This window comes from Hymenobacter glacialis (assembly GCF_001816165.1).
Classification (GTDB): domain Bacteria; phylum Bacteroidota; class Bacteroidia; order Cytophagales; family Hymenobacteraceae; genus Hymenobacter; species Hymenobacter glacialis.
On the sequence record NZ_MDZC01000054.1, the window covers coordinates 20,233 to 35,469 of the forward strand.

The following is a 15,237-nucleotide window of genomic DNA, read 5'->3' on the forward strand; positions in this document are numbered from 1 at the left end:
AAAAGGAGGGGAGTTGGATGTTCTTTCTTCTTGTCATGTCCCGTTCTCTTTTCCTTTTCCTATTTGCTGCTACTGGTGCGGCGCAGGCCCAACAGCCGGTGCTCATGCCGAAGCAGCCCATTGAAAAGCCTGCTACCAAGCCCCAAACGGCTAAACCCGTGACGGTGGCCGCCGCGCCACCGCTCACGCTGGCGCAGGCCATTCAGCTTGGGCTGGAGAATAATTTCAACATTCGGCTTTCGCGTACCGACGAGGAAATCTCGGCCAACAACGTGACGCGCGGCAATGCCGGCCAGCTGCCAGTGGTGCGGGGCAACCTCACCCGCAACTTCAACCGCAACAACGTGCGGCAGGAGTCGTCGAGCCGGCCCGAACCCAGTGTGGCCAGCAACGCGCAGTCGAACCTGCTGAACGCCAACGTGGCCGCAACCTGGACTATTTTCGACGGCTTCGGCATGTTCATCGCCTACGACCGGCTGAAGGCCCTCAACCAAACCCAGCGTCAACTGACCCGCGCTACGCTGGAAGAAACCGTGGCCGCCATCACCGACGGGTACTACGCGGTGGTGCGCGAGTCGGGTAAAATCAAATCCATTGAGGAAGCCCTGAAAATCGGGCAGGCGCGCATCGACCTTACCCAGGCCCGGGTGGAAGTGGGCGTGAGTGCCAAAGTGGAAGTGCTGACTGCCCGTGTGGACTACAACGCCGACCAATCCCTGCTCATTCAGCAGCAGGAGCTGCTCACCACCGCCAAAATCAACCTCAACAACTTGCTGGGCCGCACCCCGCGCACCGATTTCAGCCCCGTTGACTCCATTGTGGTGGCCCGCGACCTGGACCAGGCTGCCATCACGCAGGCCATTGAGCTGAACAACCCGCGCCTGCAGGCCGCCAGAACCAACACCGAAGTGGCCACTTACGACCGCAAGCTGGTGCGCGCTTCGCGCTTCCCGGAGGTGGGCCTCACCTCGGGCTACGGTCTGAATCGCAACGTGAACGGCGCGGCCTTCTTCGGCAACCAGCTCGTGACCAACACCGGCCGCACCTACGGCCTCAACTACGGCGTGGTGGCCTCAGTGCCCATTTTTGATGGGTTCAACCGCACTCGAATGGAGCAGAATGCCCGCGTGGTGGAAGAGCGAAGCCAGCTGCAGCTCGGCCAGACCCAGCTGCAGATTGGGGCCGATGCCGAGCAGTCTTTCGCGCGCTACCAAAACCGCCTGCAACTGCTGGAACTTGAAGAAAGCAATATTTTACTGGCCCGTGAGAACGTGGCCATTGCCCTGGAACGCTACCGCCTGGGCCTGCTCACGCCCATTGCCCTGCGCGAAGCCCAGCGCACGCAGCTTAATGCCGAAGTCCGGCTACTCGACATCCGCTTCCAGGCCAAGCAGGCCGAAACGGTACTCCGGCGCCTGAGCGGCGGCATGGTGCAGGGCCAGTAGCAGCGCTCCTACGGCCCCCACGGCGGGGCCACAGGCTTACTTCATGGCTTTGAGCTCGGCCAGGGCTTCTTTCGTTTTGCGCTGTTTGCTGTCTTCCTGCTCCTCCTTCGACTTGGGCGATTTGGGGGAGTCGCCATAGAACTCCAAGATGTTTTGACGGGCTACCGGGTTCAGGTTTTCAAACTTCTTGTCTGCCAGCTTGCGCACCCATTCGCCATAAGTTTCATCGGCCAGGGGGTACTCGCCGGCATGCGTGGGGTGGCCGGTGTCGAAGTCGGTATTGGATAGCGCGGGCGTGGCGGCGGCACTATCGGCCGGCATCCGGGCTACGTGAGCCCGGTAGTTCGTCAATACCTTCTGGAAACTGGACCGGAATAATTTCTGGGCTTCGGGGGTGGGCAGCTTAAAAGCAAAGGGCTTCAGGGGTCCGATTTTGGGCAGCACCCGAATAAAATAAGAAATAATACGGGCACCAAAGCCGGGCCGCTCGTACTCATCGCCGTATTCTTTTTTGAACTGGCGCTGACTCGTGCGCTTGAGGTAGTCGCGGCGCCGGGCGCCGGGGCTCAGCTCCAGAATATCCTTGCGCTTGTAGTGCCAGGCGGCCCGGGCGGCGGTGGGAATCAGCTGGCTCACCGCAAAGCGAAAGCTGGCAATGGTCAGGTCCACGTTGACAATTACCTGCCCCAACTCCAGCCCGTAGGTTTGCAAAAAGGCCCGCTCGAGTGTTGATTTACTTACTTTGAAGCCAAAGTTTTTGTGGTATTCCTGGGAGTGGTACTTGCCGCTGGCAAGCTGCACCACATCAAAGGCAAATTCTAGCTGGGTGTGCTGCTTGGGGGCCTGGTTGTAGGTAATGGCCGAACCGAATTCTTCGGCCAGCTCGGGGTACACGCTGGCCATGGCGCGGTTGGTGCCTTCGGCGTGCCCGCTCACGTCGGCAGCGTAATGCCCCAGCGCCCCCAGGGCAAAAGCGTAGTCGTTGCGGTTGCGGGACTGGCTAATCAGGTTGCGCACGAAATCGCCGGAGCGTACATAATGCGTCAGATTGGTAAACAGCACGTTGCCGAAGGGATAATACCCCATGTCCTGGATTATGGCGCCCCCGTAGGCGTAGGCTTTGGCGGCGGCTATTTCCTCGTCGGTGCCGCCGGGATAGCGACGCTGCAAGGCGGGCACTAGGCTCCGCTCCCACGTCGAGTCGATGTTGGCCTGGTGGGTGAGCACAGAATACGCCGCTGCCGGGCGGGCGGCAAAGGCCAGAAGCGCGGCGAGCAGTACGGGAAAGAAACGGAACATGAACAAAACTAATACTATGTGCAGGCTTTGCAACGGCAAACCGGGCTCCACCGTTGTCGCCCATGTCTCGCAGTGGCTCAATCAGTAATCTTCACTGACTACTCAGCTGGCCGCCGCCGCCGCTTTCTCCTACGTGGGCAGGGGCTGGGCGGTGTAGGTGGGGCCCACGCAGCGCGGTCCCTGCGCCGTCCAGGCCAGTTGGTCGATGCAAAGCTGCCGCTCCGTCATGGCTGGGTTCCAGGCGTGGTACACCAGGTATTCGGTCTGGCCATTGGGGCTCAGCACGTGCGAGTGGTGGCCGGGACCGCGCACGTGCCCGGCCACTGCGGCCAGCACCCGCGGGCCCTTCTCAGCGCCCGCGTCCGAGTAAGGGCCCGTGACGGCATCGGCCACGCAATAGTCCACGCCATAGCGGGGCGTGAGAAAGTTGGCGCCGCTATAGAAGCAGTAGTACCTGCCGGCGTGCTGCCGCACAAACGGCCCCTCCAGGGTGTGCCACTCGGCAAAGGTCTGGTTGCCGTAGAGCGGCATGGTGCGGTTTTTCTCGAATACCGTCCAGTCGTGGCGGGCACGCATCACGGTGCGGCTTTCACCAGCCAGGCGGGTCATGCCCAGCAGGCGGTCAATTGCCAGACCGGTGCCGGGGCGGTAGCCGTTGTCGGTGTCCGTAAAGTCGCGGGCGTAGAGCAGGTACCACCGGCCATCGGTGTCCTGGTACGGATGGGCATCAATGCAAAACTTGCTGCCAGGCACGTCGAGCAGCGCTACTTGGGTATAGGGGCCTTCGGGCGTCCGGCTGGTGGCCACGTGCAGGCGGTGGCCCACGGTATCGGCAAGGGCCCCGCCACCCATGGAGTAGTACATGTAGAACGTGCCCTCGTGGTACACCACTTCGGGCGCCCAGAAGTCGGCCTCATCAGCATCCTCAGGCGGCATAAGGGCCCCACCGGCGGGCGTCCAGTCTACGAGGTTGTTGGAGGTGAGCAGGGTAAAGATGCGGCCATCGGCCGCTCGGCCCTGTCCCGTGGTGCCGAAAGCGTAGTACGTGCCCTGGTGGCGCAGCACAAACGGGTCGGGAAACTGGGCGGCGTACACGGGGTTGGTGTAGGTGCGGGCCGGTGGCGCAGCGTTGGAGGGAGTGAGCATGGGCAAGCAACGCTGTGCAGCAAAGTGAAACGCCCCGCTGAGCAGGAATACGGCGGCGCCCTTTTGGCCTGTCATCCGGCCAGTACCCAGCCTTTACGCCAACAACGCAGCCAATGGCCAGCCCAGCGGCCCCCAAAAAAGTACTTTGCAGCCAACCGCAGCCTACTCGGATAGCTGCTTATAATATTCCGGCAATGCCTTTTATGTTTAGCCGGGCAAATTTCTGCACCCGGCCGAAACGGGCCGTGGTTTCGTCCAGCTCCTCGTCTTTGGGCAGCGAGGCCGGCACCTGGGTGTGCAGGCGCGCAAAAACCGACGCGGCAATGTCCATGTAGCCGAGCAGCAACAGGTACAGCTGCTTCTTCTCGGTTTCGGCGTATCCCTTCACCCGAATGGCTTTGGTGAGGGTTTCGAGCTGCGCCGTTTCGTCGGTAAACAAGTCGCGCAATTCCCACCGCCGCTCCTCGTAGCCATAAAGCTGGTCGGCGGTGGCGGAGGAAGCGGCAAAAGGGAAAATATCCGCAAAGGCCACGGCTTGTGCGAAGGCCGCCTCCGTGGCATACACCGTGGCCAGGTGTTTTTGCAGACTGGCCCATAGCCCCGCGCGGGCTTTGTCGAAGGTGCTGGGGACGGGCGCGTCGGTCTCGCTCATGGGGAAGCTACAATATGGAATGGGCCAAAGGTACTGGCGCGGCCGACACCGTGGCCAACCCAGTGGCAGCGGGTGTACCCATTTCGGAAGCAAAAACCTATTGGGATAAATCGGGCAATGAGAGGAAGCCCCGCCGGGAAGCAGCGCGAAGCGGTGCCCATCCGGGTCAGGCATGGCGCGGGCCTGAACTTGTGCGGGGCGGTTATGTTATGGTCCCGGTTTTCAGCAGCGACTTCTCGTAACAGGAACTTACTACGACAACCGTCCGATACTATTTCTTATTCAACAGACCCCAAACCGATGAAATCCCTCCTCCTCACGGCCGCACTGGCTGCTTTTGCAGTTACAGCCCAGGCCCAAACCGCCGCCGTGCCGCGCACCGCCGCCGACCAGATTGCCACCAAAAAAGGGCCTCTCACGGTGCAGCCCATCACACACGGCAGCGTGGTGTTTACCTGGAACGGTAAGACCATTTACGTAGACCCCTACGGCGGCGCAGCGGCCTATGCCGGGCTGGCTGCACCCGATGTAATTCTCATCACCGACATCCACGGCGACCACATGGACACCAAGACGCTGGCAGAGCTCCCCGTGAGCAAGGCCCTGATGCTAGTGCCCCAAGCGGTGGCCGATAAGCTGCCCGCCGAGTACAAGGCGCAGGTCCGCATCCTGCGCAACGGCCAGCGGCTCGACACCCTGGGCATGACGGTTTCGGCCATTCCTATGTACAACCTGCCCGAAGCAGCCGACGCGCCGCACACCAAAGGCCGGGGCAATGGCTACGTGCTCAACCTGGGCGGCAAAAACGTGTACCTGTCCGGCGATACCGAAGACATTCCCGAAATGCGCGCCCTCAAAAGCATCGACGTGGCTTTCGTGTGCATGAACCTGCCCTACACCATGGACGTGAACCAGGCCGCGCAGGGCGTATTGGCCTTCAAGCCGCGCATTGTGTACCCCTACCACTACCGCGGCCAGAACGGCATGAGCGACGTAGGCAGCTTCAAGAAAACCGTGAATACGGGCAACAAGAAAATTGACGTTCGGCTGCGCAACTGGTACCCAGCGGCCCAATAAGGCCGGCAGTTGCTTGCCACAGGCGAAAGCTTAACTGTCTAAAATGAGAAAAGCCCCGTTTCCTTTATGGAAACGGGGCTTTTTGCGTAGAGAGCGAGGGATTCGAACCCCCGGACCTGTTACAGTCAGCGGTTTTCAAGACCGCCGCAATCGACCACTCTGCCAGCTCTCTGAGTCAACGCCACTTGCGCTGAGGTAATTTTGGCAACAAAAAAGGCTCTTTCCAACATAGAAAAAGCCTTTTGTAGAGAAGGGGGGATTCGAACCCCCGATACCGTTGCCGGTATAACGGTTTTCGAAACCGTCGCATTCGACCACTCTGCCACCTCTCTAACAGGCTCCCCGAGTGATTGGGGAGTGCAAAAGTAGAAAGGAATCAGGAATGGCAAAGGAAGAATGTTCAATTTTCTTTAAAAAAATCCGTAGTCGCTTCACTATCAGCCCGTCATTATTCTTCCTTTAGTTCCTTCAGGCGCAGCTGTTCTCGTAGCATCTCCCGCCGGCGCCCCGTCACAGCATCCATGCTCACATTGACCTCGAAACCGATAATCAACGTCATGCAAACGAATTCGAGCCACACCATGAAGCCCACCAGCGCTCCAATGGAGCCGTAAAACGTGTTGTAGGAGTCGAAAATACGGACGTAGAGCGTGAACAGAAACGACACCACGAAGATGAGCAGCGTGGCCACTATGGCCCCCACCGACACCAGCGGCCACTTGTCTTGCACGGGCGGCACGAAATAATAAATAACGCAGGTAGTGCTCAAAAACAAGCCCACCAGGGAGCCGTAGCGCACAAGCGTCAGCACCAGTTCGGTGAACCGCTCGGGCACGATTTCATAGAACACCAACCAATCGATGAGGTAAGTGCCGAAGAAGATACCGGCGATGGCCAGCACCAGAATCAGCGAGAGCATGAAGGTGAGGCCCGTGGCAATCATGCGCTTGCGCAGGTAGCTGCGGTGCTTAAACCACGGGTACTTCTTCTCAAAGGCATCGAGCAGGGCCATGATTCCGTTGGAGCTGAGCACCAGGGCCGCACCAAAACCAAACGAGAGCAGGCCACCGTGCGGGATGTTCACGATGTCTTCGATGGTGGACGCGGTGGCCGCGTACAGCTCGCGGGGCATAAAGTCGCTGAGGAACAGCAGAATGTCTACATTCAGGTTCGGCACGGGAATGTACGGAATGAGCGTAAACAGGAAGATAATGGTGGGAAAGAGGGCTACCGTGAGGTTGAAAGCCATGTAGGCCGCCCGCTTTTCCAGGCTGTCGAGGCGCAGCTCGTGCAGGATGCGGTCGAGCACATCGTAGAGGGAGGCCTGGCCGCCGGGCAGCCGCAGCCGCTTGAGGCCCACAATCAGCCGCCGGTACGACCGTTGCTTGCGCACGTCGGGGAAGCGGACTCGGCTGATGGCGGCGGGGGCTTTCAAGGTGGAGGTTATGGGCAGTGAGCGGTGAGGGAAGTTACCAGCAAACAGCGGGAGTGGCGGTAAAAGTGCATTGCCCGCCCCCACCCGGCCGCCGGGCGCTACTTGCGGAACGCGGCCGGTGCCGGCGCATTGGGCGAAATGGCGCCGGGCGTGGGCAGCACCGGGCTGTCCACCTCGTCTTCGGTGAAGTAGGGTGCCAGGCGCTCCTGAATGCTATTGGGCACGGGCACGGGCGGCCGGTGCTGGTGTTCACAAACACCATGAGAGTGTGGCCTTCGGTGAGCAGCTCCTGGGCCTCGTTGTAAATTTCGTACTCAAACAGCACCCGCGAACCCTCGGCGGGCTGCTTCAGCAGGAGCCGAACCGTGAGCAGGTCGTCGTAGCGGGCGGGGCGGCGGAAGCGGGTGCGCAGCTCCCCTACCGGCATGCCCACGCCCTCGGTTTCCAGGTCTTTGTAGCGAATACCGAGCTGCCGGAACGATTCGGTGCGCGCCACCTCAAAGTACGCCGCGTAGTTGCCATGATAGACGTAGCCCATCTGGTCGGTTTCGGCGTAGCGCACGCGGATTTGGATATCTGACTGGTACATATAGTGGCTTTGGGTGATTTAAGTAACCGTCATGCTGAGCGCAGCCGAAGCATCTCTACTGCAATAGTAAATCCAATCATTAGGATTACTTACACGGTAGAGATGCTTCGGCTGCGCTCAGCATGACGTTCTAAATAAGGGTCATCGTATTCCCGCCCGGTTGAGTGCGGCCTGGTAGCGGCGGGCGTTGAGCAGGTGGCCGGTTTCGTTGGTGGCAAAGGCGTGGTAGCCGCTGAAGTCTTCTTTGGCGCAGAAGTACAAATAGTTGTTGCTCTCCGGCTGCAGTACAGCGTCGATGCTGGCAATGCTGGGCAGGTTGATGGGGCCGGGCGGCAGGCCGGCGTACTTGTAAGTGTTGTAGGGCGAGTCCTTGGCCAGGTGCACATTGAGCACGCGCTTAATGGTGAAGTCGCGGTTGGCGTACACCACGGTGGGGTCGGCCTGCAGCTTCATGCCGCGGCGGAGGCGGTTGAGGTACACGCCCGCAATGCGGGGCCGCTCGCTGGCGTGCTGCTGCTGCTCAGCTTCCACAATGCTGGCCAGGGTGCTCACTTCGGCCCGGGTCAGGTTAAGCTTTTCGCGCTGGGCGTCGCGGGCGGGAGTCCAGAACTTCTCGTACTCCTTCTTCATGCGCTTCATGAGGTTTTCGGCCGAAGTGTTCCAGTAAAGCTCGTAGGTGTTCGGAATGAACATGCTGAGCACGGTGGTAGTATCAAAACCCAGGCTTCGGGTGTAGGCGGGGCTGCTCAGGAGCGAGTCAATCTGTCGGGGCTGGGCATCAATCTGGCTGGCCAGCTTATCGGCCAGTTCGCGCCGCAGCCGCACGTTGGTAAACGTGAGCTTGAGCGGCGACTGCAGACCGGCCTTGAGCACGTTGATGAGCTGGCGGTTGGTGTACCCTTCCTTGAGCTCGTAGCGGCCGGGCTTCACGTGGTCGGGGTACCTCATCAGCTTGGCCACAAAGTGCAACGAGAGCTTGTCGACCACCACGCCGCTGGCATCAATGGCGCGCAGGGCAGCCTGCCAGTCGTCGTCGCGGTGCACCACCACGTAGGTGGGCTTGCCCTTGGTTTCGATGTTGGCGGTGAAGAACACCTGGTAGAAATAGTAGGAAAAACACACCAGGGTGAGCGTGAAAATGACGCTCACGGTGGCCCAGCGCCGGCGGCGCTTCAGGGATTGGTCGCGGAGTTCAATGGCCGACTTTTTGGCAGGCTGGGACATGGGCTGGAATTAGAGAATCAAGGGAGCGACACCAAAAGTACGAAAGCCGGCTACCCAAGCGCCTAAGCCGTACCAGAGTTGTTTCGTTTCAGCCAGCCGTAGTACCTTGCCCGCGCCTTTGGCTTAGCGGGCACTCTGGTGCCGCCCAAAGCCGCTCACTGGCCGGCACTTGCCTGCCTTCATGTTTTATTCCTCCCCTCGTTCTATGCCCGCCACCCTGCTCCGCATCCACCCCGAAAATCCGCCTCACAGCCGTATTCAGCAAGCCGTAGAGGTGTTGCGCAAAGGGGGAGTCATTATTTATCCCACCGATACCGTGTATGGCATCGGCTGCGACGTGACCAATGCCAAGGCAGTGGAAAAGGTGTGCCGCATCAAAAAGCTCATCCCTGAAAAGGCCAACCTGAGCTTTATCTGCCACGACCTGTCGCACATTTCCGACTACGCCCACGGCATCACCACCTCCACCTACAAAGTCATCAAGAAAGCGCTGCCCGGTCCTTTCACCTTCATTTTCGAAGCCAGCTCTAACGCACCCCGCTTCGGCGGCACCAAGCGCAAAACGGTCGGCATTCGGGTGCCCGACAACCAGATTATTCTGCAGCTGGTGAAGGAGCTCGGCAACCCCATCGTGAGTACCTCGGTGCGGGAAGACGAGAACACCATCGACGAGTACGTGACCGACCCGGACCTGATTTTCGAGAAATACCGCATGCTGGTAGACCTCGTCATCGACGGCGGCTTTGGCGGCAACGTCCCCAGTACCATCATCGACTGCACCGAAGACGACTTCGAGCTGGTACGCCAGGGCGCGGGCGACATCGAACAGTATTTGTAGCGGTAAATGATTAGTGGTTAGTGGTTAATGCCGTTCCAACGAACAGGAACGGCATTAACCACTAACCACTAATCATTTACCACTAACCCCGCTTGTGTTTCCAGCGGCGGTGCGTCCACAGGTATTGCTCGGGCGCCGCTCGGATGTCGCGCTCCAGGTGCCGCACAAAGGCGTCGGTAATGGGGAATTCATCAGCGGGGAGTGGCGCGTCACCATCGTAGAGCTCGGTCAGCACAATTTCGTAATGGCCACGGCGCACCCGCTTGATGCTTACGTACACCACCGGCGCCTTGAACCGCGCGGCCAGGCGGTCGGCACTGGTGTAAAAGCCGGAGTCCTGGTTCATGAAGGTGGTCCAGTAGGGCCGGTCTTCGGGCCCGGCCGCCTGGTCCGACAGCAAGCTTACCACGCGCGGCTCGCCACGCCGCTGCACCATGTCGCGCAGGGTGTCGCGCATGGGAATGAGGCCGGCACCGGTGCGGGTGCGCAGCTCGTGCATAAAGCTTTCGAAAAACGGGTTGCTCAGCGGCTTGTACACCCCGTCGGCCTCGGCCGACAGCCACACCGCCCCCGAAGTGAGCACCCATTCCCAGTTGCCCGCGTGCGACGACAGGCCCAGCGCCATGCGCCCGGCCCGGAAATAGCGCTCCAGCACCTCCGGGTTGCGAAAGCGCACCCGCTTCTTCAACTCCGCGTCCGACAGGTGCGCCAGCTTGATGGTCTCGACCATCACTTGCGCAAAATGCCGATAAAATTCCTTGCCGATGCGCTCAATTTCGGCCTCCGATTTTTCGGGAAAAGAATTGCGCAGGTTTTGCAGCACCACGCGCCAGCGGTAGCGCACCACGTAGGCCAGCAGGAAGTATAATCCCTCCGCAATGACGTAGAGTACCCCAAAGGGCAGCCACGCCAGGCCCAGCAGCAGCCACCGCAGGGGCTGGTAGTACCACGGGTACGGTAGCCGCGGCGCCGCGCGCTGGGCGGGGTTGGGCGAAATCGTGCGGCTTCTCATCGGGGGACGGCGGCACCGGCTGGTGCGTACTCTGCGGTAGTGCGCTCGCCCACCACGCGGTGCCCGGCCAGCAGTTTTTTATTGCCGGGGCCGCCGTACACTTCAATAAACAGCGTGAACGGCCCCTCCGGCAAGGGCCCCATGGGCAGCTGGCCCACCACCGTGGTGGGGCGGCCACTTTGGGGCGTGAGCTCGCCGTCGGCATCGGCGGCCGAGCCATCGGGGGTGGTGAGGTGGTAATGCACCCGCAAGGTCTGCGTAGTGGGCGCGTTGTGCAGTTCGGTGTAGAAGAATATGTTTTCGGCGCCCCGGGAGTAGACGTAGCCGGGTGCGCGGGTGAGGCGGTAGCCGCCCCGAGAGAAGTTATCGGTGCCCCCGTTCTTGGCCGCGGGCTTGGTCAGGAGCACAATATCGGAGAAGAACGGCCCCGTGGGAGCCTCCAGGACCAGCGGTTCCTCCACGGTGGTTACGCCCCCGGCGCTGCGGTACTGGTCTTTCACGGTGCCGCGCAGGGTGTACTTGCCATCGGGCAACAGTATCCGCTTCAGGAAACTCTGAGGGTTTTTGATGGCAATGGTGGTATCGTTGAGCACCGGCGGCTTCAGGGTAATCACCTCGCGGTAGGCGGGCTTGCCGTCGGCTTTGAGCACTTCCAGCGTGACGGTGGCCGCCGACTGAAACGCCCGCGGCGCCCGCTGCCGGTAGGTGAGCGACTGGGTGGGGACGGTGACGTAGATTTCGACCTCGGCGCCATTCTCCACCTTGTTGAGGTTGCGGAAACGAGCCACGTCCAGCATAATCTGGGGCGGGCCGGCCTGGGCAGCCGGGGACCAGGCCAATGAGAGCAGAGAAGCAGTAACTAGCAGGAGAAAACGCATGGCACAAAAGTAACGATGGGAGGCCGGGCCTTAACCGGGCCCGTTCTTTACCTAAATTCCGTGCCACCTGCTAACCCCCGACGCCTTCCGTGATTCTACTCACCGAAATTCAGTACCACCCGCCCGCCGCCCTCTTCGCCGAGCTGCTGCGGGCCGATGGCATCCTGCTGGAAGCCCACGAGCACTACCGCAAGCAAACCTACCGCAACCGCTGCCTTATTCGCACGGCGCAGGGCGTGCAGCCGCTCACCGTTCCGGTTATCAACGGCAACCGGGCCGAAAAAGTGAGCATTTCCGCCATCGAAATTGACTACCGCCAGAACTGGATTCACCGGCACTGGCGCACCTTGCAAACGGCCTACGGAAATAGTCCGTATTTCGAATATTACGCCGACTATTTGCACGATATTTACGTAGGTAAACCAGCCCTGCTCTTCGAGCTGAATCTGCAGTTTTTGCAGCTCATGCTGCGGTGCTTTCGCCTCAGTCTGCCCCTTCGCCTCACCCACGAATACCTTCCCTCCTACCCCGCGCAACCTTATTCCGAGAAACTTAGTCTTAGCAGCAGTCAATCCATCATCGCCGACCGGCGCGACTGGTTGACACCCAAGGCCAACGCCAAAACGGTAGAAACTGACAGTCCGGCAGTTCTTCCCCTGGTGCGGCCCTACCCCCAGGTGTTTGGCCCAGGTTTTGAGCCGGGGCTGAGTGTGCTGGACCTGCTTTTCTCGCAGGGCCCGGCGGCCGGGCAGTATTTATTGTAGACCATGCGTTAGCTTGTTTCTACACCGCTTTATTTTATGCGCAAGCTGAGGCGTGCGCGACATTGCCCGAACCTTCGCCCGAGACTGCTTGTTTTCAAGCTACATCGGCCCAACCCGTACATCGTGTATTTTCCCGACGCGGGGCCCATTTGATTTTTCACTACGTTTATTGGCATGGAAGCTAAATTCTCAAACCGCGTCAAAGAGGTTATTTCCCTCAGTCGGGAAGAGGCCATCCGTCTCGGCCACGACTACATCGGTACCGAGCACCTATTGCTCGGCATGATTCGCGAGGCAGAGGGCACCGCCCTCGGCCTGCTGCGCAAGCTGGGCGTGAGCATCGACGAGCTAAAGTTCTCGTTGGAGCAGGCCACGCGCAACACCGCTACCCAGGGTACCAGCATCACCGGCTCGATTCCGCTCACCAAGCAGACCGAGAAGGTGTTGAAAATAACTTATTTGGAGGCTAAAATCTTCAAGTCCGAAATCATCGGCACCGAACACCTGCTGTTGTCCATTCTGCGGGATGAGGACAACATCTCTTCTCAAATTCTCTCCAAGTTTAACGTGAACTACGAAACTGTGCGCGACTCACTGGACTACCACGGCAACGCTTCGCCGAGCCCCAAAGCCGGCCCCGATACCGACGACGACGACAACGACAAGCTGTTTGGCTCCTCTGGCCCCGGCGGACGTGGCGGTTCCGGCAGCGCCGGTGCCACCAAGAAGCCCGGCGAAAAGTCGCGCACTCCGGTGCTCGACAATTTCGGCCGCGACCTCACCAAAATGGCTGAGGACGACAAGCTTGACCCCATTGTGGGCCGCGAAAAGGAGATTGAGCGCGTGGCCCAAATCCTAAGCCGCCGCAAAAAGAACAACCCCATCCTCATTGGTGAGCCCGGCGTGGGCAAAACGGCCATCGCCGAAGGCCTCGCTCTGCGCATTATTCAGAAAAAGGTAAGCCGCGTGCTCTTCAACAAGCGTGTAGTGACCCTTGATTTGGCGTCGCTGGTAGCGGGTACCAAGTACCGCGGCCAGTTTGAGGAGCGCATGAAGGCCGTGATGAACGAGCTGGAGAAGTCGCCCGATGTGATTTTGTTCATCGACGAGCTGCACACCATTGTGGGCGCCGGCGGGGCTTCGGGCTCGCTCGACGCTTCCAACATGTTCAAGCCGGCCCTGGCGCGGGGCGAGATTCAATGCATCGGCGCCACCACGCTGGACGAATACCGCCAGTACATTGAGAAAGACGGCGCCCTGGCCCGTCGTTTCCAGATGGTGATGGTGGACCCCACCACGCCCGAGGAGACCATTGAAATCCTGCACAACATCAAGGACAAGTACCAGGACCACCACCACGTGGTGTACACTGATAAAGCCATTGAGCAGTGCGTGATGCTGAGCGACCGGTACATGAGCGACCGGTTCCTGCCGGACAAGGCCATCGACATTCTCGACGAAGCCGGTGCCCGTGTGCACATCAACAACATTGTGGTGCCCGAAGATATTCTCACGCTCGAAGAGCAAATTGAGAACATCAAAGGCGAGAAGAACCGCGTGGTGAAGTCGCAGAAATACGAGGAAGCCGCCAAGCTCCGCGACACCGAGAAGAAGCTGCTGGACCAACTCGAAACGGCTAAAAAGAGCTGGGAAGAGGAAACCAAGAAGAAGCGCTACACGGTGAAAGAGGAGAACGTGGCCGAGGTAATCGCCATGATGACCGGCATCCCCGTTTCGCGCGTGGCCCAGAACGAAAGCCAGAAACTCCTCAACATGAACGAGGAGCTCCAGGGCCGGGTAATTGGCCAGGACAAAGCCATCAAGCAGTTGGTGAAGGCCATTCAGCGCACCCGCGTGGGCCTGAAAGACCCCAAGAAGCCCATTGGCTCGTTTGTGTTCCTGGGCCCGACGGGCGTGGGCAAGACGGAGCTGGCCAAGGTACTGGCCTCTTACCTCTTCGACAAGGAAGACGCGCTGGTGCGCGTGGACATGTCGGAGTACATGGAGAAATTCAGCGTATCGCGCCTGGTGGGCGCGCCTCCCGGCTACGTGGGCTACGAAGAGGGCGGCCAGCTGACGGAGAAAATCCGCCGCAAGCCGTATTCGGTTATCCTGCTCGACGAAATTGAGAAGGCGCACCCGGATGTGTACAACCTGCTCCTGCAGGTGCTGGACGACGGTATCCTGACCGACGGCCTGGGCCGCAAGGTGGACTTCCGGAACACCATCATCATCATGACCTCCAACATTGGGGCGCGTGACCTGCAGGACTTCGGCGCCGGCATTGGCTTTGGCACCAAGGCCCGGCAGGACAACATGGACGAGCTGACCAAGGGCACCATTACCAACGCCCTGAAGAAGACGTTCTCGCCGGAATTCCTCAACCGTTTGGATGACGTTATCGTCTTCAACTCGTTGGACAAAAAGGACATTCACAAAATCATCGACATCAGCCTGGCCAAGCTCCTCTCGCGGGTGCAGGCTCTGGGCTACCGCATTGAGTTGACGGAAGCAGCCAAGGACTTTGTGTCGGAGAAGGGCTATGACCCCAAGTACGGCGCCCGGCCCCTGAACCGTGCCATCCAGAAGTACATTGAAGACCCGATTGCGGAGGAAATCCTTAAGGCGCAGGTGGTGCACGGCGACACGATAACGGCCGATTACACCGAAGGTGCCGAGGAGCTGACTTTTGCGGTGAGCAAGAGCGGCGAGGTCCAGAACCTGGCCAGCGATGAGCGGCCGGCCGAAACGCCGGAAGCCCCCGACACGGATGCCAAAAAGTAGCGTGCAGCACCTGCTGTAGCTCGTGCACATTGCATTACTAAGAAAGCCGGTTCCAGCAATGGGGCCGGCTTTCTTGTTGTCAATCTGTTATCTT

The 15,237-nt window shown here is 60.0% G+C and carries 13 protein-coding genes and 2 tRNA genes; 5 read left to right on the top strand and 10 right to left on the bottom strand.

Annotation, left to right across the window (positions count from 1 at the left end):
• The first annotated feature begins 35 nt into the window (after window positions 1-35).
• Window positions 36-1,445, top strand: coding sequence for a TolC family protein (locus tag BEN48_RS07410; protein ID WP_070733959.1), 1,410 nt, complete (start codon window positions 36-38; stop codon window positions 1,443-1,445).
• 36 nt (window positions 1,446-1,481) lie between these two features.
• Here BEN48_RS07410 and BEN48_RS07415 read toward each other — a convergent pair whose 3' ends face one another.
• The 3 genes from BEN48_RS07415 to BEN48_RS07425 form a co-directional block, all read right to left on the bottom strand.
• Window positions 1,482-2,744 (bottom strand): zinc dependent phospholipase C family protein, encoded by a 1,263-nt coding sequence (locus BEN48_RS07415; RefSeq protein WP_070733960.1) that lies wholly within the window; start codon window positions 2,742-2,744, stop codon window positions 1,482-1,484.
• 129 nt (window positions 2,745-2,873) lie between these two features.
• On the bottom strand, window positions 2,874-3,890 hold the full coding sequence (locus BEN48_RS07420; protein WP_070733961.1) for a glycoside hydrolase family 43 protein: 1,017 nt from the start codon (window positions 3,888-3,890) through the stop codon (window positions 2,874-2,876).
• A gap of 178 nt (window positions 3,891-4,068) precedes the next feature.
• On the bottom strand, window positions 4,069-4,542 hold the full coding sequence (locus tag BEN48_RS07425; RefSeq protein ID WP_070733962.1) for a hypothetical protein: 474 nt from the start codon (window positions 4,540-4,542) through the stop codon (window positions 4,069-4,071).
• 300 nt (window positions 4,543-4,842) lie between these two features.
• Between BEN48_RS07425 and BEN48_RS07430 the strand changes: the two genes are divergently transcribed.
• The gene (locus BEN48_RS07430) at window positions 4,843-5,619 is read left to right on the top strand and encodes an MBL fold metallo-hydrolase (RefSeq protein WP_070733963.1); all 777 of its coding nucleotides are present in this window, start codon (window positions 4,843-4,845) and stop codon (window positions 5,617-5,619) included.
• A gap of 87 nt (window positions 5,620-5,706) precedes the next feature.
• Here the strand turns inward: BEN48_RS07430 and BEN48_RS07435 are convergent.
• From BEN48_RS07435 to mltG, 5 genes are all read right to left on the bottom strand, one after another.
• Window positions 5,707-5,791: transfer RNA gene (locus tag BEN48_RS07435), tRNA-Ser, on the bottom strand.
• A 73-nt stretch (window positions 5,792-5,864) separates the two neighbouring features.
• Window positions 5,865-5,951, bottom strand: a tRNA-Ser gene (locus tag BEN48_RS07440).
• A 116-nt stretch (window positions 5,952-6,067) separates the two neighbouring features.
• Entirely contained in the window at window positions 6,068-7,054 is a 987-nt protein-coding gene (locus BEN48_RS07445; RefSeq protein ID WP_083320860.1) for a YihY/virulence factor BrkB family protein, read from the bottom strand.
• A gap of 34 nt (window positions 7,055-7,088) precedes the next feature.
• Window positions 7,089-7,643, bottom strand: a complete 555-nt coding sequence (locus tag BEN48_RS07450; RefSeq protein WP_070733964.1) for an acyl-CoA thioesterase — start codon at window positions 7,641-7,643, stop codon at window positions 7,089-7,091.
• 141 nt (window positions 7,644-7,784) lie between these two features.
• Window positions 7,785-8,867, bottom strand: coding sequence for an endolytic transglycosylase MltG (gene mltG, locus BEN48_RS07455; protein ID WP_070733965.1), 1,083 nt, complete (start codon window positions 8,865-8,867; stop codon window positions 7,785-7,787).
• A gap of 205 nt (window positions 8,868-9,072) precedes the next feature.
• On the opposite strand from mltG, the gene BEN48_RS07460 reads away from it, so the two are divergent.
• Window positions 9,073-9,705, top strand: coding sequence for an L-threonylcarbamoyladenylate synthase (locus tag BEN48_RS07460; RefSeq protein ID WP_070733966.1), 633 nt, complete (start codon window positions 9,073-9,075; stop codon window positions 9,703-9,705).
• Window positions 9,706-9,787: 82 nt separating this feature from the next.
• Here the strand turns inward: BEN48_RS07460 and BEN48_RS07465 are convergent, their stop codons facing one another.
• Both BEN48_RS07465 and BEN48_RS07470 read right to left on the bottom strand, forming a co-directional pair.
• Window positions 9,788-10,717 carry a lysophospholipid acyltransferase family protein gene (locus BEN48_RS07465; RefSeq protein ID WP_241502209.1) on the bottom strand — a complete coding sequence of 310 codons (930 nt, stop codon included), beginning with the start codon at window positions 10,715-10,717 and terminating at the stop codon, window positions 9,788-9,790.
• Window positions 10,714-11,595 (bottom strand): hypothetical protein, encoded by an 882-nt coding sequence (locus tag BEN48_RS07470; RefSeq protein WP_070733967.1) that lies wholly within the window; start codon window positions 11,593-11,595, stop codon window positions 10,714-10,716. Before BEN48_RS07470 ends, BEN48_RS07465 begins: the two co-directional genes overlap by 4 nt.
• An 89-nt stretch (window positions 11,596-11,684) precedes the next feature.
• Between BEN48_RS07470 and BEN48_RS07475 the strand changes: the two genes are divergently transcribed.
• Window positions 11,685-12,359 (top strand): WbqC family protein, encoded by a 675-nt coding sequence (locus tag BEN48_RS07475; protein WP_241502210.1) that lies wholly within the window; start codon window positions 11,685-11,687, stop codon window positions 12,357-12,359.
• A gap of 174 nt (window positions 12,360-12,533) precedes the next feature.
• Complete coding sequence (locus BEN48_RS07480) at window positions 12,534-15,143, top strand: ATP-dependent Clp protease ATP-binding subunit (protein WP_070733968.1); 2,610 nt, start codon at window positions 12,534-12,536, stop codon at window positions 15,141-15,143.
• The last annotated feature ends 94 nt before the right edge of the window (window positions 15,144-15,237 follow it).